The organism is Pseudanabaena sp. CCNP1317 (genome assembly GCF_034931345.1).
Lineage (GTDB): Bacteria > Cyanobacteriota > Cyanobacteriia > Pseudanabaenales > Pseudanabaenaceae > Pseudanabaena > Pseudanabaena galeata.
Genome location: NZ_JAYGIF010000065.1, coordinates 21,352 through 39,144, shown reverse-complemented (window position 1 = coordinate 39,144; position 17,793 = coordinate 21,352). Strand labels below are relative to the sequence as shown.

Genomic DNA, 17,793 nt, shown 5'->3' with positions numbered 1-17,793 from the left:
AGCATAATTTTGAGTTTAAGAGCTTTAGTTTTAACTTCTACTCGTTGGGAGCAATTCTGGGACAATCTCAATCAGTATGGGTTTCCTGCTGCTGTCTAATAATTGTATTGTATTGAGGTCGCACCCGCGAGGACAGCGAATATTGGGTTGAGCGGGTGTTTTGCCTGCGACTAGCACCACTTGATTTTGGGCGTTTACGATCCAGCCTGTTGCTTCAACGATCACATCGGGCGTAGAGGTTGGTTGCGGCGTGGCGCTAGAGGTGAGGTTTGTCGTTTGACTGAGATCGGGCAATGTACCGAAGTTATCTAAAACGCCTGTATCGGTAGGGCGATCGCTAGGGTTCGCAGGAACGCCGCCTTTGCCAGTAATGATAAATTCACTGCCGCGTTGGTCAGCAATGCAACGTTGAGTCACCAAACGGCTGGGATCGCTGACATCGACAGGGAGGTTACTCAGTCCTTTGCTCGGATCGATACCAGGGGTATTGATGTTGATAGTTCCCTATATGCCAAACTCGGAACTAGCTGTAATATCGCTGAGTGGAGTCGGGCGAGGAGGGAATTGAAATCCCAAAATACCTTGGGTAGTGATGTTGAGATTTCCACCCTTGCCAAAGAAGGCATTCGCAAAGATGTCGTTATTTTCTGAAGGAACAGACACTAAGAAAAGTGCAGAGAGGGTAATGTTGCCGCCGTTGCCATTTTTTCCTGCGGTAGCGGTAATTTGGCTATGCTTTCGTGGGAAAAAGATATCAGCAATTTGAAGATTAATATTGCCACCTTCACCACTAGCAGTAGTGGCACTAAGCAAAGCATTGTTGGCAAAGACAAATTTACCTGCAATGATTTGCAAGTTACCACCTGCACCTGTTCCTAGACTATTGACGGAGATCTCTGCACCGTTAGTAATGCTTACCAGTGGCGGATCGATGAAGATACTGCCTCCATTGCCTGAAGAGTTTACATCCGTTTTTGCAGTAATCTTTGAACCAACACCATCAAGAATCAATGATTGCCCCAGATTAATCGTGATGTTACCTGCATTACCAGTGTTGATCGCTGCTGAAGAAATTTGACCATCATTAGAGATGTGTAAATTTTGAGCATTAATTTCGATGTTTCCACCTATCTTGTTTGAGAAAGTAGAAGAATCTAGAAAGGCTCCATCGTTAATATTCATGGAGTTAGTGTTGATAGATATCAATCCACCGTTTCCAAAATTGGATCTTGTGGACGAAGATATTGCAGAGTGATACAAGTTCGCATCTACACCAGATAAAAACACTGAATCTGTAGCTACGATCTTTACATTCCCTGCATTGCCATGTCCATATGTATCAGTTAATAACTGAGCACTGTCTGTAATAGAAAGCGATCGCGCATTAATGGTCACATTGCCACCATTGCCCACTGCACCTGATTTTACATCACTAAATACGGCGCTGTAGTTAGAAAATGAGACCGAATCAGATGCATTAATGGTAATATTTCCCGCATTCCCATGCCCTAAGGTGCTAGATACTAACTGTGCTCTATCTGTGACAGATACAGATTTTGCATTAATATTCACATTGCCAGCATCACCTACTGCACCATCTTCCATGGTAGTGAACGCACCACTACCTAAACCAGAAAATAACACTGAATCAGTAGCGGTAACATTAATGTTTCCTGCATTCCCTTGTCCCTTTGTATAAGTCAATAACTGAGCGCCATTTTTGACAATTAAGGAGCCTGTCTTAACTGTTATATCCCCAGCTTTACCTACTGCACTAGCTTCTAGAAGGCTAAATACTCCACCACCATCAAATGAAACTAAACCAGTAGCGGTAAAGGTTATATTTCCTGCGTTGCCTTGCCCAAAAGCACTAGATGATAACGCACTATTTACAACAGATATAGAGCGAGAATTGATCGCTATATCTCCACCAGATTTTCCAAATGTCAAGACATTCCCAACTTTAACATCCTCAACTGCTGTTAGAATGACTTTCCCACCAAGCCCCAAAAAACTAGAAGCATTAACCATTCCACTGCGAGTATCAATATTACCGTTGAGACTCAAAAGTGAAACGTTGCCAGCATTAGAATCTAGAGAAGATGTATCGATACTTCCAGAGAGAATATCTTGCCCTGCTGTTAGCGTTACTTGTCCACTAAGCCCCAAAAAACTAGAAGCATTAATAAGTCCATTTCTAGTATTAATGTTGCCATTGCGACTTGAAAGCAAAACACTACCAGCATCCGAGAAGGGAGAAGATGTATCGATATTTCCAGACAGAATATCTTGCCCTGCTGTTAACGTTACCTCTCCACCAAGCCCCAAAAAACTAGAAGCATTAATAAGTCCATTTCTAGTATTAATGTTGCCATTGCGACTTGAAAGCAAAACACTGCCAGCATCAGAGAAGAGAGAAGATGTATCTATACTCGAAACTGTGATACTTCCTACTTGGTTCCCTACTAAAACGGATGAAGAGAAGATAGTACCTCCAGTAGTTAGCGGAATATTCGCAAATGGTACTGAAACTACCCCTGCCCTCAAAATCAATGAAGGACTGGTAGTTAGCATCGTAAAGTCTGGATCGCTTAATGGGATTGAGCCAGAAGTATCAGGAAATAAAATAGTGATATCTCCTCCTTGGATACTTCCCATTGCTTCTACCTTAAGTGCTGCACCCGTATAATCTCCAAATATTACATCGCCATTAGCATAGATGATCGGATCATATTTACTAACAAAATTTCCTACTGCTCCTGTTGTCGTTAGGAAGGAAAGATTGCCACCACTGGAGAAATGGGCATCACCAGAAATATCCGCATTACTAATCAGGCTTAAATTTCTACCACTCAAAATCTGTGTCTGAAGGTGATTAAGTGCAAAGATATCAACACTCTGATTGCCTTGAATTCTCATATCTCTGCCAGATGTAAGAACAAGTGGATTGATGGCAGCATCTCGAATTTTGACGACATCTTGTGCTTGCAGCGTTAAATCTCGCCCTGCCTGTAACCTTGACTGCAAATCTAGCTGATCGGCAGTCAAGGTTAAATCTTGTCCAGTAGCGAGATTGCCGCGATTCGTAATTGTCGCCCCTATTTCGCTTTTGCCTAATTGTAAACCCAACGGCACATTTACTTGCAACAAAGGCGGTGCTTGCGGATTGGTGGCACTAAACTCGCTACCATCCGAAAACTTAATGCTATTAGCAGTACTCGCAGTAAAAGAACCAGCAATATCAAGCTTTGCATTAGCACCAAAAATAATCCCGTTGGGATTAATCAAATATAAATTTGCATTTCCATTAGTTCTTAAAGTTCCATCGATATCAGAAATATTATAACCAGTCACCCGACCAATCACATTAGCCGTAGTCAGCGCATTATCAAAATGAGCAGTATTTGCCATCGGGACAGAAAAATCTTGAAAACTATGAAACTGATTTGTGCCAACCTGCGTACCGCCAGTAATTGTGTAGGTTCTATTGACACTATTAAAATTAACGACCGTATTCACAGGCAAAGTCGTGTCAGGTGCGATCGCGCTTTGAGCAAAACTTGCTTGAGAAAAACAAACAAAACTTGAAACTGCACCTGAAACTGCACAAGCTACAAGCATCGCTCCGCGCCAACTATAACTATCCATAAACCCTCCTTTGTGGGCTTTTGGTAAATTAGGAGATAGCGTTAAAAGGTGATTGTGTGACTCAGGAACAAACCAAAATCTACAACTCTTATTTTGTCATCAGAATTTAACGCCAGTACTGATTAAGAGAAAGAAAGAGTAACTGTCTTAAACAGATTTAAACTTTTTACTTTAATTTCATTCAATCTATCACCGTAATAAACATAACATTTTAATGTTGTTTATTACGGTAAAAAATATTAAGAAATGCCTCGCAAATTTTTGTTTTTACAAAAATTTCTTTGGGATCGCAAATTTATTGATTTTACTATTAACCCTATACCTAGATATAAGGATGATGATTCTTTAAATATCTTTAGTAAGATTGATTAACGAACTTAATCTATATATTTTTTAAGCACTTTACGAAAGATATTTGCAGCTTCTGATCGTGAAGTTTGTGCTATTAAAATACAACGAATCAGTAAGTTCATATTTAAAGACTCAAGCTGTGGAATCCCTCTATTAGAGACTGCCCCATAGTTGTGATCGCGAGACTAAATACGCCATCTTGCCAAAACCATACCTCGGAAATCTCTAAGACTTAATAACAACATTATTTAGTGCAACTACTATCATAAAAAACAAACAATGAGAGAGATTAATTTACACCATCTTTAATCTTTTGATAATAAATTTGACATGTTTGAGGACATGAAATATAAAGGATGTAGCTTCTAAATTCGTATCATTAATATTCGTCAGTTTCAGGAATAAGACTTTGAGCAAGAATAGATCCAAGTCGTCTCTCATTTCTAATCTTTACATCTTCAACTTGCTAGGCACAGCATGGATAGCAATAATGCCATCACAAGCTTTTGCTCAAACACCCCAAATCATCACGCCCACTACGCCACCACCCTTACCCCAAAACATCCCTGCCCCCTTACCCTCACCTGAGCAATTACTCAAGCCTCCTAGCCAGACAGTTCCACCTACTAACTTTGAACCGACAGAATCAGGAGCGATCGCAGTTCAGCAATTTGAAGTATTAGGCAGTACCGTATTTAGTACCGCAGAATTGAATGAAGTCCTTGATAAATTTAACAAGCGATCGCTAACCTTTACCGAACTTCTACAAGCACGTTCAGCAATTACCAATCTCTACATTAGCAAGGGCTATATCACCTCTGGCGCTTATATTCCACCCCAAAACTTGGGAGCTGGCATCGTCAAAATCCAAGTAATTGAAGGTGGACTCGAAGAGATTAAAGTCATAGGAACCAATCGGCTCAGCCCCGACTATGTGCGATCGCGCATTAACATCGCCACAGGTGCGCCGCTCAATCGAGATCGTCTGATCGAAGCCTTACAAGTACTGCAACTCAATCCCCTGATCGCCAATATTTCCGCCGAACTCTCAGCAGGCGATCGCGTCGGTAAAAATATCCTTGAATTGAAAGTAAGAGAAGCAGAAACATTTAACGTTCAACTATCTCTGGACAACAACCGCGCTCCCAGTGTTGGTTCCTTCCGTCGGCGCATTCAAGTTAGCGAAGCAAATCTGACTGGTTTAGGAGATTCCCTAACCGTTGGCTATAGCAATACCGATGGAAGTAATGCTTACGATCTCAACTACAATATCCCTATCAATCCTTATAATGGCACAATTGCGATCTCATTCAGTAATAGCAATAGCAATGTCATTGAAACACCTTTCAATATTCTTGATATCTATTCAAACTCGACCAATTACGATTTCACGTTTCGGCAACCCGTTCTGCAAACTCCCAGCCAAGAGCTAGCATTTGGGATCAGTGGCTCCTATCGTGAAAGCCTAGCAACACTTCTCAAAATCCCTTTTCCTCTATCAGCAGGTGCAGATAACAACGGTGTCACCAAGGTTTCTGTGTTGAGCTTTTTTCAAGACTACACACAACGTTCTAGTCAATCGGTTTTGGCATTTCGTACCCAACTAAATATTGGTCTGGGTGGTGTATTTGGTTCTACAGTGAATTCCAGTTTCCCTGATAGCCGATTTGTCTCTTTTCGTGGACAGGCACAATATGTTAACTTACTAGCTCCTGCAACGCTACTGCTATTTCGTGGCGATTTGCAACTAAGCGATCGCCCGCTTGTGCCACTTCAACAAATTGGGTTTGGTGGACAAGATACTTTGCGCGGCTACCGTCAGGATTTATTGCTAGGTGACAATGGCGCATCATTATCCGCAGAAGTGAGGATTCCAGTTTTGCGCGTTCCTGAAGTTGAAGGGATTTTACAAATCGTGCCATTTATTGACTCAGCAATGGTTTGGACAAGTTCAGGTGAGGCAAATCCAGCTCAAAATTTGCTAGTGGGTACAGGTATAGGCTTGCGATGGCAGATGGGAAACCGTATGACAGCTTTGTTAAACTACGGTATTCCACTCATAAATGTGCCAAATAGTCGCAAAACTTGGCAAGAGAATGGCATTTATTTCTCCCTAACTTACAACCTATTTTAGAGTGGAAATATAGCCAATGATCGCCACAACAGCCAACTGGCGGTTATGCTCAATTCTGCTTTATTGTTATGATTAGGTAATTTACGATCGCATTCAAGCCTACTGAGATGAGTATTCAAGATTTTCAGCCACGAAATACGAGTTCTGAAAACTTTTATGCCGATCTACCTGTTCTTCAAAATTTTGCCGATATTACTCATAGCGAGAATTTTTATGAAGTTCCTGATGACTGGGCTGCAATTATTACTGATATTGCCGATTCTACTAAAGCGATCGAGGATGGCAGATACAAAGATATCAATCTCTTAGGCGCTTGTTCCATTATTGTGATTTTAAATATAGTTGGAGAATTAGAGATTCCCTTCGTATTCGGTGGTGATGGCGCATCTATCCTCATTCCCCCAAGATTTATCCCAGAAGCAGAGCAAGCATTATTGGCTGTGCAGAAATTAGCTGCTGAAGAATTTAATCTTAAATTACGCATCGGGATTGTCCCACTTGCGACTATTACATCAAGCTATGACATCAAAGTTGCCAAGCTCCGCATCTCTGACAACTATGTGCAAGCGATCCTCAGAGGTGGAGGCATCAGCTATGCGACAAGTTTAGTTAAGGATCAAGCAACAACGGATTTGTACAGTCCTAGACACAAAAACTCCTATCCGATCGCTGATTTCTCTGGCTTAGAATGTCGTTGGCAAGATATTCCCACCCGCCATGAGGAGATTCTTAGTTTAATCATTTTTGTAACAGCCCCAAGTCAAAGCCAAATTGATCTTCTCTATCGGGAAGTAATTACCCAAATTGAGCGCATCTATGGGACGGGGATAGACTGTAACCCTGTCGTATCTGAGAACTTGCAACTTGCTTTTAAGAACAAGAACCTATCGTCAGAGACGAAAGTTTTTGCTGTTTCTCAGGGGTGGCTAAAACGGAAGTTGTATTTGTGGAAATTGCGCCTGATTAATTTACTGGGGTTGATCTTTATGACATTTAATATTCAAATTGGAGGGTTTAATTGGGGAGATTATAAACAAATTGTTTCCGAAGCCACTGACTTCAAAAAATTTGATGATGTCCTAAGAATGGTGATTTCTGGTAAAGCCAGACAACGCCAAAAATTAACTGAGTATCTAGACAAAAAGTTTAAGGAAGGTCGGTTAGTTTATGGGTTTCATGTGTCCGATCGCGCCCTGATGACTTGCTTAGTGTTTGAGCGCGATGGTCGCCAAGTGCATTTTGTGGATGGAGCCGATGGTGGCTATGCCTTAGCAGCCAAAAACATGAAAGAACTGATGAAAAGTTAGTTAATTAAAAAAGTAGAGGGGGTGCTTTGCGCCCCCTCTACTTTTTGATCGCATTGCAGGGTAGGCTAGTAATCGTGTCTATAGCAAAAGGAAACCTCCCGTGCTTTTATCCAAAGGCTTTGAAGTGGAAATCTACACCTCTACACCAACGGGGGATGTGGTGGGCTTTAGCGATCGCATTGTAGCTAATCTAAATGGGTTTGTGCGCGAGCCTGACAGTCGCAATGTCGAATACATCACGCCGCCTTTTCATAAATATGAGCCGTTGCTGATGGCATTGGTAGAGCCGCGCCAGAAGCTACGCAGCTATTTGCGATCGCTTGGTGATTACACTTTGATGCCAGGGAGTACGCTTGCTTTGGGTGGGGTCGATCATTTTTATCGTTCTGATCCCCAGAATCCTTATCACACTTATATTGAGCAGACCTACGGAACTGATGTCGTAACTGCAAGCATTCATATTAATGTTGGTATCCCCGATCTAGAGTTATTAATCGCGGCCTGTCGGCTAATTCGTTTAGAAGCACCCCTCTATCTAGCCCTGAGTGCCGCATCTCCTTTCCTTGATGGTAAAGCTACAGGTTTCCATTCTTCCCGTTGGCAAATGTTTCCCAAAACTCCGAAGCTAGTTCCTTTATTTAGCAGTCATCATCATTTTGTAGAATGGACAGAACAACAATTGCAGTTAGGTACGATGCAAAATGTGCGTCATCTTTGGTCATCGGTGCGTCCCAATGGTGATAATCGCCCCTACAACCTTAACCGTTTAGAGTTGCGGATTTCTGATCTAGTGATCGATCCCGTCGCCTTACTCGCGATTACGGCACTTTTAGAAATGCGCCTGAATCAATTTCTCGAAGCTGGAATCGGTTCATCGCTCGATCCCCTTGCGCCCCATGCAACTAAGTTCACGCCTGATGAACTTGCGGCGATCGCCGATCAAAATGAAGTGGCTGCTGCTATTAATAGCCTGGATGCAGTATTAACCCATTGGCAAACTGGTGAACAAATTACCGCAAGGGAATGGATCTCGAATCAATACGAAGAATTGCGATCGCGTGCGAAGGATAATGGGGTTTGGTGTTTCCTCTCGCCCTTGAAAAAAATTCTTGACCAAGGCAATGAAGCCCAACGTTGGCTAGCCGCTTATCACAATGGGCTTAGTCCTCGCCAAATCATGACCGATGCGATCGCCTCTGCGGAACAAATGGATAAAGAACTAGCAGAAGCTTTATTGTTATCTTAAGGATAGAGAGCGCTTTGCGCTCTCTATTCTATTTCCCAAAATCTATCGCTCAGCATTATCTGCAAATCACTTGAGAATTCCCATCGATTAGGGAATTTAACTTCTCGATATTCTTCACGCACAGTCTTGAGGGCAATTTCCCATGCATCAGCAAAGCTGTCATTCCAACGAGTTTTGAGGCTTGGGACTTGCTTGAGCAAAACCTGAAGTTCGTTACGCTGGTTACGAATTGTGCGTTCCCAGCCATTGAAGTCGTAGGGGATATCGACATACAAACGCTTGAGCAAATGTTCTATCAATGTGATTAAACGACTAATCAATTCTTTTTTCTGTGAAATCCCCAAAGATTCTACCTCTTCAATCAAGTTGTCCAAATCTAAATTTTCAAAATCATGCGCTCTGAGTTTGGCAACTGTTTCTTCTACCCAGAGCAAAATATCTTGTTCGTACAATGAATTTACAACTTGTGTCATTACTTTTACTCCAAAGATTCTGATTCAAAGTTAATGCGATTATACAAAACGGAAGTGGCGATCGCGATTTCAAATGATGTTAGAGAAATAGTTGCATCATTTTCATAAGCAGTAAATATCCAGCGATCACCTTCTTTATAAAAATGTTCAACATACTTGCGATCTTGAGAAATGAGCAAATATTCCTTGAACGAGGGAATAGTTCGATAGGATGCAAATTTGCCAGTCCGATCATAGCTGGCTGTGGATGGCGATAGAATTTCGGCAATCAAAATGGGATTGACTAAGGTATCTTTTCGTCCTTCTTGATATTCCAATGGCTCAGCCATGACCATCACATCAGGGTAAGTGGCAATACGGCGATCAGGAAGCCAGAGGCGTTGATCGGTGACAAAAACTAGATAGGGACTTGGTAAAGCTATATGCAGCAAAGATAGTAAGTTAACAACAAGAGTATTGTGTGTGGGTGTACCGCCAGTCATCGGATTGATTTCTCCATCAATGTATTCATTTCTTGTCTCTGAAAGAATTTCACGATCAAAGTACTCGGTAAGGGAATATTTTTTGGTGAGAGTTAGCATAATTACCTTCTTAAGTTGAGAGTATTTTGCAGAGACGCTTTGCGACCCTACAAAATAGGTTTTTAGGGAGATAAAACTAAAGCTTTGGGAATGGCACTGATTAGCTTTTGAGTGTAGGGCTGTTGGGGATTGGTGTAGATGGATTCGGCAGTGTTTAATTCGACGATTTCGCCTTTGTTCATCACCATGATGCGATCGCTCATAAATTTGACCACACCGAGATCATGGGAAATGAAGATATAGGTTAAGCCAAATTCCGCTTGGAGTTCCTTTAGAAGATTGAGAACTTGTGCCTGTACCGACACGTCAAGGGCGGACACAGGCTCATCAGCAATAATCAATTTGGGATTGAGTGCCAAGGCTCTAGCAATACAAATACGTTGACGTTGACCACCTGAGAACTCGTGAGGATAGCGGCGCATCGCACTTTTAGTCAAGCCCACACGTTCTAGCAAATATGCGACTCTTTCGCGTCTAGATTCGGCTTTGCGATAACGTTCAAAGCGCTCTTGATGACTATGGACGATCAATGGTTCAGAGATCGCATCACCGACACTCATGCGCGGATTGAGTGAACCGTAAGGATCTTGAAATACTACTTGCAGATCACAGCGTAACTTTTGTAATGCTTCTCCTTTGAGTTGAGAAATTTCATGTCCTTCAAATTTAACAGAACCCATCACGCCATTGGTCAAGCCCAGAATTGCTCGACCTGTAGTGGTTTTGCCACAGCCTGACTCACCCACTAGTCCAAGGGTTTCACCACGATAGACATCAAAGCTAATATTATTGACAGCAACGAGATAGCGTTTTTTGAGTCCTAAAATGCTGCGAATTGGGAACTCAATTCTGAGATTCTGCACGGAGAGAATTGGTTCTTGTTTTTGCAATTCTGCTAGACGAGCAACAGTTTCCTCAGGTGGAACAACTTCTAAATAACGAGGATCACTTGGTTCTTTCTCCACCATCTGCCCGTTCTGTATTTCCATAAAATCGCTCACCGTTGGTAATAGCCGCAACTGGCGATCGGGTTGCGGACGGCAGGCGATTAAACCCTTAGTATAGGGATGTTTTGGTGTTTGGAAGATGGCTTGTGTATCGCCACTTTCGACGACTTCGCCTTGATTCATGACGATCGCTCGATCTGCAATTTCTGCCAAAATCCCTAAATCATGGGTAATAAAAATCATCGACATCTGACGCGATCGCTGAATTTCTTTGAGCAACTCCAAAATTGTCGCTTGCACAGTCACATCTAGCGCCGTTGTCGGCTCATCAGCAATAATCAACTGTGGATTGCAGGAAATCGCCATCGCAATCATCACCCGTTGCAATTGACCGCCCGAAAGTTCGTGGGGATAGCGTTCAATTAATTGCTCAGGATTTGGTAATTGCACTTCCTGAAATAGCTGAATCGTGCGTGCTTCTGCTTCTTGCTCCGATACTTTTTGATGGAGCCGAATTGCTTCGATCACCTGATAGCCGCAAGTAAACAAGGGATTGAGCGATGTCATCGGCTCCTGAAATACCATCGATATGCGATCGCCTCGGTATTTGAGCATTTTCTGCGGCGATACGCGCACTAGATCAAGGGGTGACTCGCCACTGGGTCGAAATATAACTTCCCCATTGGTAATTTTGCCAGACTCCCCCAATAAGCCCATGATTGCTAAAGCTGTTGCCGATTTGCCAGAGCCAGATTCGCCAACGATGCCAAGGGTTTGTCCTTGAGCAAGGTCAAAGGAAATATTTTTGACAGCATGGACGAGCCCTTCATCGCCCCTAAAGCTAACCTGTAAATTACGCACCGAAAGCAATAAATCTTCAGTCTGGGCTGGAGTTTGGGCTAAATCGAGGGGTTGTGACATAGGTTATTGGCTGGCATATTGTTTATTATTATAAGAGCCTGCTAAGCACGCTCCTACAATAATAAACAATATGCATCTTCCCTATTCGCAACTTCCTACTCCCGATCGCGATCGCGCGGCTTTTATTGCTAGTGATGCGGTGGTAATCGGTGATGTACATCTTAGCGATCGCGTAAATATTTGGTATAAGGTGGTAATTAGGGCGGATATCAATCGCATGGAGATTGGTTATTGCACGAATATTCAAGATGGGGCGATCTTGCATGGTGATCCTGACCAGCCTTTGATAATTGGTGAATATGTGACGATCGGACATCGGGCGGTGATTCATTGTGCAGAAATTGGGCGCGGTTGCTTGATTGGGATGGGGGCAATCCTGTTGGAAGGGGTGAAAATTGGGGCGGGGAGTATTGTGGGTGCGGGGGCGGTGGTGACTAAGGATGTGCCTGCGGGTGTGGTGGTGGCGGGTGTGCCTGCGAAGGTGATGCGCGAGCTTTCGGAAGAGGAACAACAAAAGGCGATCACCCATGCAGAAAATTATTATCAGCTTTCGCTGTTGCATGTGCAGTAAGTAGATGGGCTTATTATCGAGCGTGATCATGCTGAAATGTTTATTTTTTTAGCGATCGCACTGAAGCAATTACATGATTAGAGACAGTTTCAATCTCATCGAAAGTATTAAATCTACCAATGCCAAACCGAATGGAAGCATAGGCTAATTCTTTAGAATGTCCTAAAGCTAGCAAGACATGGGAAGGAGCGGTTTTCGCGGAACTACAAGCAGAACCTGAAGAGACAGCAACAATCGGTTGCAAGGCAAGCATTAAGGCGGCTCCATTAATTTCTGTAAAACTGACATTGAGATTTCCTGCAAGTCTTTGGGTGCGATGTCCGTTGAGAATTATGCCTTCTATTTCACTCAATCTTTGCCATAGATGTTCGCGTAGATTTAAAACTTGTTGCTGCTCTGAACCTTGAGAAGCGATCGCAATTTCCAGAGCCTTCGCAAAACCGACAATTTGCGGCGTGTAGAGAGTACCAGAGCGCATTCCCCGTTCATGTCCCCCACCATGTAACTGCGGCGCAAGACTCACTCTCGGACGACGACGCACATACAAAGCACCAATTCCCTTTGCGCCATAGATCTTGTGAGCAGTGAGCGACATCAAATCAATCTGCATCGCATTCACATCAAGGGGTATTTTGCTGATCGCTTGAGCCGCATCGCTGTGAAATAAAACTTGGCGATCGCGACAGATTTTACCAATTTCAGCGATCGGTTGCAGTACCCCAATCTCATTATTCGCCGCCATCACCGAGACTAAAATTGTATCGGGACGAATCGCAGCTTCAAGTTCCGTTAAATCAATTAACCCATCAGCTTTGACAGGTAAATAGGTAATCTCAAAACCAAGGGATTGCAAATAGGCACAGGGATCAAGCACCGCGCTATGTTCGGTTTGGATGGTGACGATATGCCGTCCTTTTGAGTGATAAGCCTCAGCTACACCCTTGAGAGCCAGATTATTCGCTTCAGTTGCACCACTGGTAAAGATTATTTCTTCGGGTGTGGCACTGATCGCATTCGCGATCGCCTCACGCGCTAATTTGACCGCCGACTCTGCTTCCCAGCCATACAGATGCCCAATGCTCGCAGGATTGCCAAAGGATTCGCGAAAATATGGCAACATTGCCTCCAGCACCCTCTCATCAACGGGGGTTGTGGCTTGACAATCCAGATAAATTGGTCTTTGCATAAAACCCACAATTAAGTAGCTCACCATAATTAAACCCTAAAACCAGAAGCTGTCCCGCCCGCTACGCGGGCGAGACAGCCTTCTAGGTTTTTAGCTTACTTATGCCTAGCTAATTAAAAAGGGATGCTTTGCATCCCTTTTTAATTAGCCTACTAAATTAACGATACTTTCAAAATCTTGGAGAGCTTTTTTAAAGGCAGTCTCGGCTGCGATCGCATCTCTATCTTTAGCAGCATTATCAAGGATTACAAAGTTTTTAAATAGATTATTAGCCACATTGTTAGCGGTTTCTTTTTCGGTTTTGCTCAACTGACTAGCAATCAATCTTAGCTCACGGCGAATTTCACCAAAAGGTCCATGAATGTATGTAATTATGTCGTTCCATTTTTGAGCATACACAAATTTTTCGAGTCGATCAAAGCGATCGCTAAGCACCTGTAGCTTCTCAGCAGAAACAGCCAACGCAGCAGCTTTAGATCCAGTTTGAGCGATCGCAGGCTGAGTGAAAACGGGAGCCAAAAGCGTACCAACTAGCGCCAGCATCACACAAAAAGCGATCGTCACTTTTTGAAAACCCGTCCAATAATTTTTTAGATTCAACACAGAAAAAATTACTCCTTATATAAATTATAGCTGTCGCTATTTGTATTAGGACAAATCAAAACCCAAGAAGCGAGTTGCGGCGCAAAGCGCCGCAACTCGTCTTCTGGGTTTGTGTCCTAACAAGACTGGCGACAGGTAAACTAGTTTTCAGTCAGCGCGATGCGCTGACTGAAAACTAGTTTACCTGTTTCAAAGCATCTGCCGAGCCAACTATGGAAATAGCAGGTGTTACAAAATATTTTTGCGCCGCGCTCTGGACATCAGCGATCGTCACTCCTTCGATCGCCTCAACAAATTGGCGATCAAACTCTAGCCCTAAGCCCATGACCTCATACCAGCCATAGACTTGAGCAATTTGACCATTGGTTTGCTTACCGAGAGCATATTGTCCGAGCAATTTACTCTGACAAATTGCCAACTCATCTTCTGTAATCGCTACCTTCGCAAGTCGTTCACATTCATGGCGCAACCCTTCTAGAGCCGTCCCCGTATTGTGTGAAGCCGTTCCCATGTAAGCCACAAATTGCGAGGTTTCTAAACGGGTAGGATAAAACGCCGAAACTTCGTAAGCAAGTCCCCGTTTTTCGCGTAGTTCCACAAACAGACGACTCGATAAACCATTACCCAAATAGGTGGAAACGATCTTCAGGGCGGCATAGTCAGGTGAGCTAACCGATGGCGCAGGATAGCCAATCATCACGATCGCCTGTTGTGTATCCTGCTCATGGGTAAGGAGGTGCGGCTGGAAATTGGGTGTCGGCGTAGAAATAACGTTTGGTTGAGTAGGCTTTTTCCAATCACCAAAGGCTTCGCCCACCAGAGAAAGGGCTTGCTCCGAAGAAATTTTACCTGCGATGCTGACGACCATCTGATCGGGTCGCAAATAAGTTTGATGAAAATCAACTAAATCATTACGAGTAAGTTGGCTAACGGTTGTCTCTGTGCCAAGGCTAGAAAATCCATAGGGATGATCCCCATACATTAAATGCTGCAAATGATCGTAAGCGATCGTAAATGGTCGCTCCTGCTGCGATCGGATCGATTGAATGGTGAGCCTCCTTTCCAGATCAAGCTCATGTTCGGGATAACTAGGCGATCGCAAAATCTCTGATCCCAACAACAACATGTCATGGAAATCCGACGAAATTGTTTTTAAGGACAGCAAGAAATAATCACTTGAGCATTCTGTCCCCAGCGATGCGCCAATTGACTCCACCTGCTCCGCTATTTCTAACGAGGAATACTTCTCAGTGCCACGGGTCATAATTGATGCGGCTAGATGGGTCAGTCCTGATTTATCTATGGTTTGAACACGCTCACCACCCGCAAAAAAGCAACGCGCCGCAATAATGTCAGCCGTGGGGTTTTCGGTTACTAAAACCACAATGCCATTGGATAGCACCAAGCGATCGCTGATTCGTTGTGACATTGTTAGTGACAAATTTTTTTCCCAAACTTACAAAAAACAAATGTTAGCGTTAGTACCTCGCGATACCTTTACAGTGATTTGCGCTCAAACCGAAACTCACAAAACAAAAAAATTTTTGTGGTTCTTTATAATCGGAAATTGCTGTAATATCACAACCTTCACTTAAGAATATCGCAAAATCTAGAAACTAGTGGCTGAGACAGCAATTCTGATTATGCAGCCAATTTTAGTGTTTACAGTGCCTTTGGCGCTGTAATAACAAAGCACCAAATGGCGTAGCCATTTGGTGCTTTGTTATTACAGCTAGATTTTTCTAGGGGGTTTCCAGCCAAACTAACGATATACATAATTTCAAACTTGATGAATTATGAGTAGGTAACTGGGCATAATTAAATACATATCTAAAACCTGTGGCGTACTCTCAACGTGCGTCTCAGGTTTTGGGGGCGTGATGTAATTGTACTTAGCTACTTAGTTAGGACAGAAAATTAACTACTTATGCTCAGAGATCAACAGATTATGTTAGATTTTCTGTCATCCTCAAAGTGTCGTATTAATATGTTAAGGATGGGAGATGCTTAGTGCAGTCCATCTTTTGCATTAATTAAAAAGTCCGAGCAAAATCACACAAATCCAATCAGTCATCAATATAAGTCAGCTTAAGTTTCATGCAATACAGAGCCTACAGCGCCTTGTGCTTAAAAAAATATCAACAAATTTAGTAGCAAATAATTAAGTAATTGTCACTAATTGTCTAGATAATAAACAGCATTTTGTGGTGGAAATGCTCGGAAAACGCTGTAAATACGAATGAAGTTAAATGAGGAGAGGATTGGATGAGTACTGCAAAGGATAAACAGAAATGTCTAGATTGCTTAACGAAAGCGATCTCCGACTTAGATGGTCAAGCTGACAAATCAGAATTAACCAAAATCTCTAATTTGATTATTCAGACCATGACTGGTCCTTGGCGATCGTTTCACACGCCAAATCATATTTTTGAGGTTGGTGAAGGGGGAGATGCGATCGAGGTGATATCAGCATTATTTCATGATCTCGTCTATGTGCAAGTTGATCAAGGCATCAGCGTCAATATTAGTCGATATATTTCACCCTATATCAAACAAGATCGGGAGCAATTAGTCATTCTAGACCCTCCTGAACTTCAAGAAGACACGATTTTTAAGATGGTAACAATGCTGTTTGGGTTTGAGCATGGACAGCCATTACTGCCAATGTCTGGGCAAAATGAGTTTCTTAGTGCGCTCATCGCGATCAAAGCCTTAGAAAATATGCTACCTCTATCTAAATTAACGGAAATAGCGGCCTGCATTGAAGCTACTATTCCATTCCGTCCGCAATTAGATTCAGGTTTGACTTGTTCTGATCTACTATTTGGGCGCTTAGTTAATGCTAATGAAGTATTTCAATTTGGGTGGGGCGATCAAGAAATTGCTGAAATCGTCAAAAAGTCAGTACGTCTATCCAACCGTGATGTGGAAAACTTTGCTAGTCCTAATTCATCACGGTTTCTTAACAATACTTGGAATTTGATTCCAGAGACAAATCATGATCTAAAAAATGTTAACTCCTATAGTGTGCATGGTTATCGAGTTTCTATTCAAAAAATGGAAGGATTTATGAACTTCCTTTCCCCTGAAATTGTTTTTCGACGCTATCGCAATGAGCCAAATGAAAAAACTTATTACAAGCTACTTGCCCAAACCAAACAAAATTTAGAAGTATCAAGATTGTATTTAGGAACAAAACTAACTTCGATCGCAATTTTAGAGGCGCTATCATTTCGGATTGGACGTGATATATCACTCTCCACCATGATGGGAGAGTTGCCGCTAGAGGACAAACCAGTGGTCGGATTGGAACAGTTCTTACCAGAAATCAAAACCCCTCACACCCCTTCAACTCCCATTGAAGCTGAAGTTTTAGAACTTCTAGACAAGGGGCGTACAGTTGACTCTAGTTACGATGTCAAAAATTCGCCTGTAGCAACTTTTATGGTGAAATCAATTGGTTTTGCAGAAATGCAGCGCATGTTAAATCTTTCCAAGGAATTTTTTAAGGGCAATTTAACTTCTGAAGATTTGCTTGCAAGCTGCGACCCTTATGTAATGTCAATGATCAAGAGTGCAGTTTTGCAGCTATTTGATTCCCGCAAAGCAGCCCTTTCTCAATAAAAGTCTTAAAATCCAACGTCAGTTCGACGAAAGCGAAAAATGGTAAGAATCGCTAAGCGGTTCTTACCATTTTTCGCCATTTGCGTCGTGCTTCGCACGCCGCAAATGGCTATATCGAACTCACGTTATACCAAAGCACAAAATGGCTACGCCATTTTGTGCTTTCAAAACCCTTACAGGGTTTGGTTTTTAGTTTACAAA

General features: G+C 42.7%; 13 protein-coding genes. 5 read left to right on the top strand and 8 right to left on the bottom strand.

All coding sequences use genetic code 11. The annotated features are described in order from the left end of the window. Positions 1–30: 30 nt before the first annotated feature. Together VB775_RS14465 and VB775_RS14460 are read right to left on the bottom strand one after the other, a co-directional pair. Positions 31–417: a hypothetical protein gene (locus tag VB775_RS14465; RefSeq protein ID WP_281006777.1), complete on the bottom strand. Its 387-nt coding sequence runs from the start codon at positions 415–417 to the stop codon at positions 31–33. An 87-nt stretch (positions 418–504) separates the two neighbouring features. Then, entirely contained in the window at positions 505–3,648 is a 3,144-nt protein-coding gene (locus VB775_RS14460; RefSeq protein WP_281006776.1) for a filamentous hemagglutinin N-terminal domain-containing protein, read from the bottom strand. Between the two features lie 760 nt (positions 3,649–4,408). On the opposite strand from VB775_RS14460, the gene VB775_RS14455 reads away from it, so the two are divergent. The 3 genes from VB775_RS14455 (at position 4,409) to gshA (ending at position 8,686) form a co-directional block, all read left to right on the top strand. Further along, on the top strand, positions 4,409–6,133 hold the full coding sequence (locus VB775_RS14455; protein ID WP_281006775.1) for a ShlB/FhaC/HecB family hemolysin secretion/activation protein: 1,725 nt from the start codon (positions 4,409–4,411) through the stop codon (positions 6,131–6,133). 107 nt (positions 6,134–6,240) lie between these two features. Continuing rightward, positions 6,241–7,440 (top strand): DUF3095 domain-containing protein, encoded by a 1,200-nt coding sequence (locus VB775_RS14450; protein ID WP_281006774.1) that lies wholly within the window; start codon positions 6,241–6,243, stop codon positions 7,438–7,440. A 100-nt stretch (positions 7,441–7,540) separates the two neighbouring features. After that, complete coding sequence (gshA, locus tag VB775_RS14445; protein WP_281006773.1) at positions 7,541–8,686, top strand: glutamate--cysteine ligase; 1,146 nt, start codon at positions 7,541–7,543, stop codon at positions 8,684–8,686. Between the two features lie 23 nt (positions 8,687–8,709). On the opposite strand, the gene VB775_RS14440 is transcribed toward gshA, so the two are convergent. The 3 genes from VB775_RS14440 to VB775_RS14430 form a co-directional block, all read right to left on the bottom strand. Further along, entirely contained in the window at positions 8,710–9,159 is a 450-nt protein-coding gene (locus VB775_RS14440) for a DUF29 domain-containing protein (protein WP_281006772.1), read from the bottom strand. Between the two features lie 5 nt (positions 9,160–9,164). After that, entirely contained in the window at positions 9,165–9,740 is a 576-nt protein-coding gene (locus VB775_RS14435) for a Uma2 family endonuclease (RefSeq protein WP_281006771.1), read from the bottom strand. Between the two features lie 62 nt (positions 9,741–9,802). Then, entirely contained in the window at positions 9,803–11,608 is a 1,806-nt protein-coding gene (locus tag VB775_RS14430) for an ABC transporter ATP-binding protein (protein ID WP_281006770.1), read from the bottom strand. A gap of 70 nt (positions 11,609–11,678) precedes the next feature. Between VB775_RS14430 and VB775_RS14425 the strand changes: the two genes are divergently transcribed. Beyond that, a complete protein-coding gene (locus tag VB775_RS14425) occupies positions 11,679–12,179 on the top strand; it encodes a gamma carbonic anhydrase family protein (protein WP_281006769.1) in 501 nt (166 codons plus the stop codon). Between the two features lie 40 nt (positions 12,180–12,219). Here the strand turns inward: VB775_RS14425 and VB775_RS14420 are convergent, their stop codons facing one another. The 3 genes from VB775_RS14420 to VB775_RS14410 form a co-directional block, all read right to left on the bottom strand. Next, positions 12,220–13,365 carry an IscS subfamily cysteine desulfurase gene (locus tag VB775_RS14420; RefSeq protein ID WP_281009437.1) on the bottom strand — a complete coding sequence of 382 codons (1,146 nt, stop codon included), beginning with the start codon at positions 13,363–13,365 and terminating at the stop codon, positions 12,220–12,222. 144 nt (positions 13,366–13,509) lie between these two features. After that, the gene (psbQ, locus tag VB775_RS14415; protein WP_281006768.1) at positions 13,510–13,968 is read right to left on the bottom strand and encodes a photosystem II protein PsbQ; all 459 of its coding nucleotides are present in this window, start codon (positions 13,966–13,968) and stop codon (positions 13,510–13,512) included. A 175-nt stretch (positions 13,969–14,143) separates the two neighbouring features. Continuing rightward, positions 14,144–15,397 (bottom strand): M16 family metallopeptidase, encoded by a 1,254-nt coding sequence (locus tag VB775_RS14410; RefSeq protein WP_281006767.1) that lies wholly within the window; start codon positions 15,395–15,397, stop codon positions 14,144–14,146. Positions 15,398–16,233: 836 nt separating this feature from the next. Between VB775_RS14410 and VB775_RS14405 the strand changes: the two genes are divergently transcribed. Beyond that, positions 16,234–17,592 carry a hypothetical protein gene (locus VB775_RS14405; protein WP_281006766.1) on the top strand — a complete coding sequence of 453 codons (1,359 nt, stop codon included), beginning with the start codon at positions 16,234–16,236 and terminating at the stop codon, positions 17,590–17,592. Positions 17,593–17,793 lie beyond the last annotated feature (201 nt).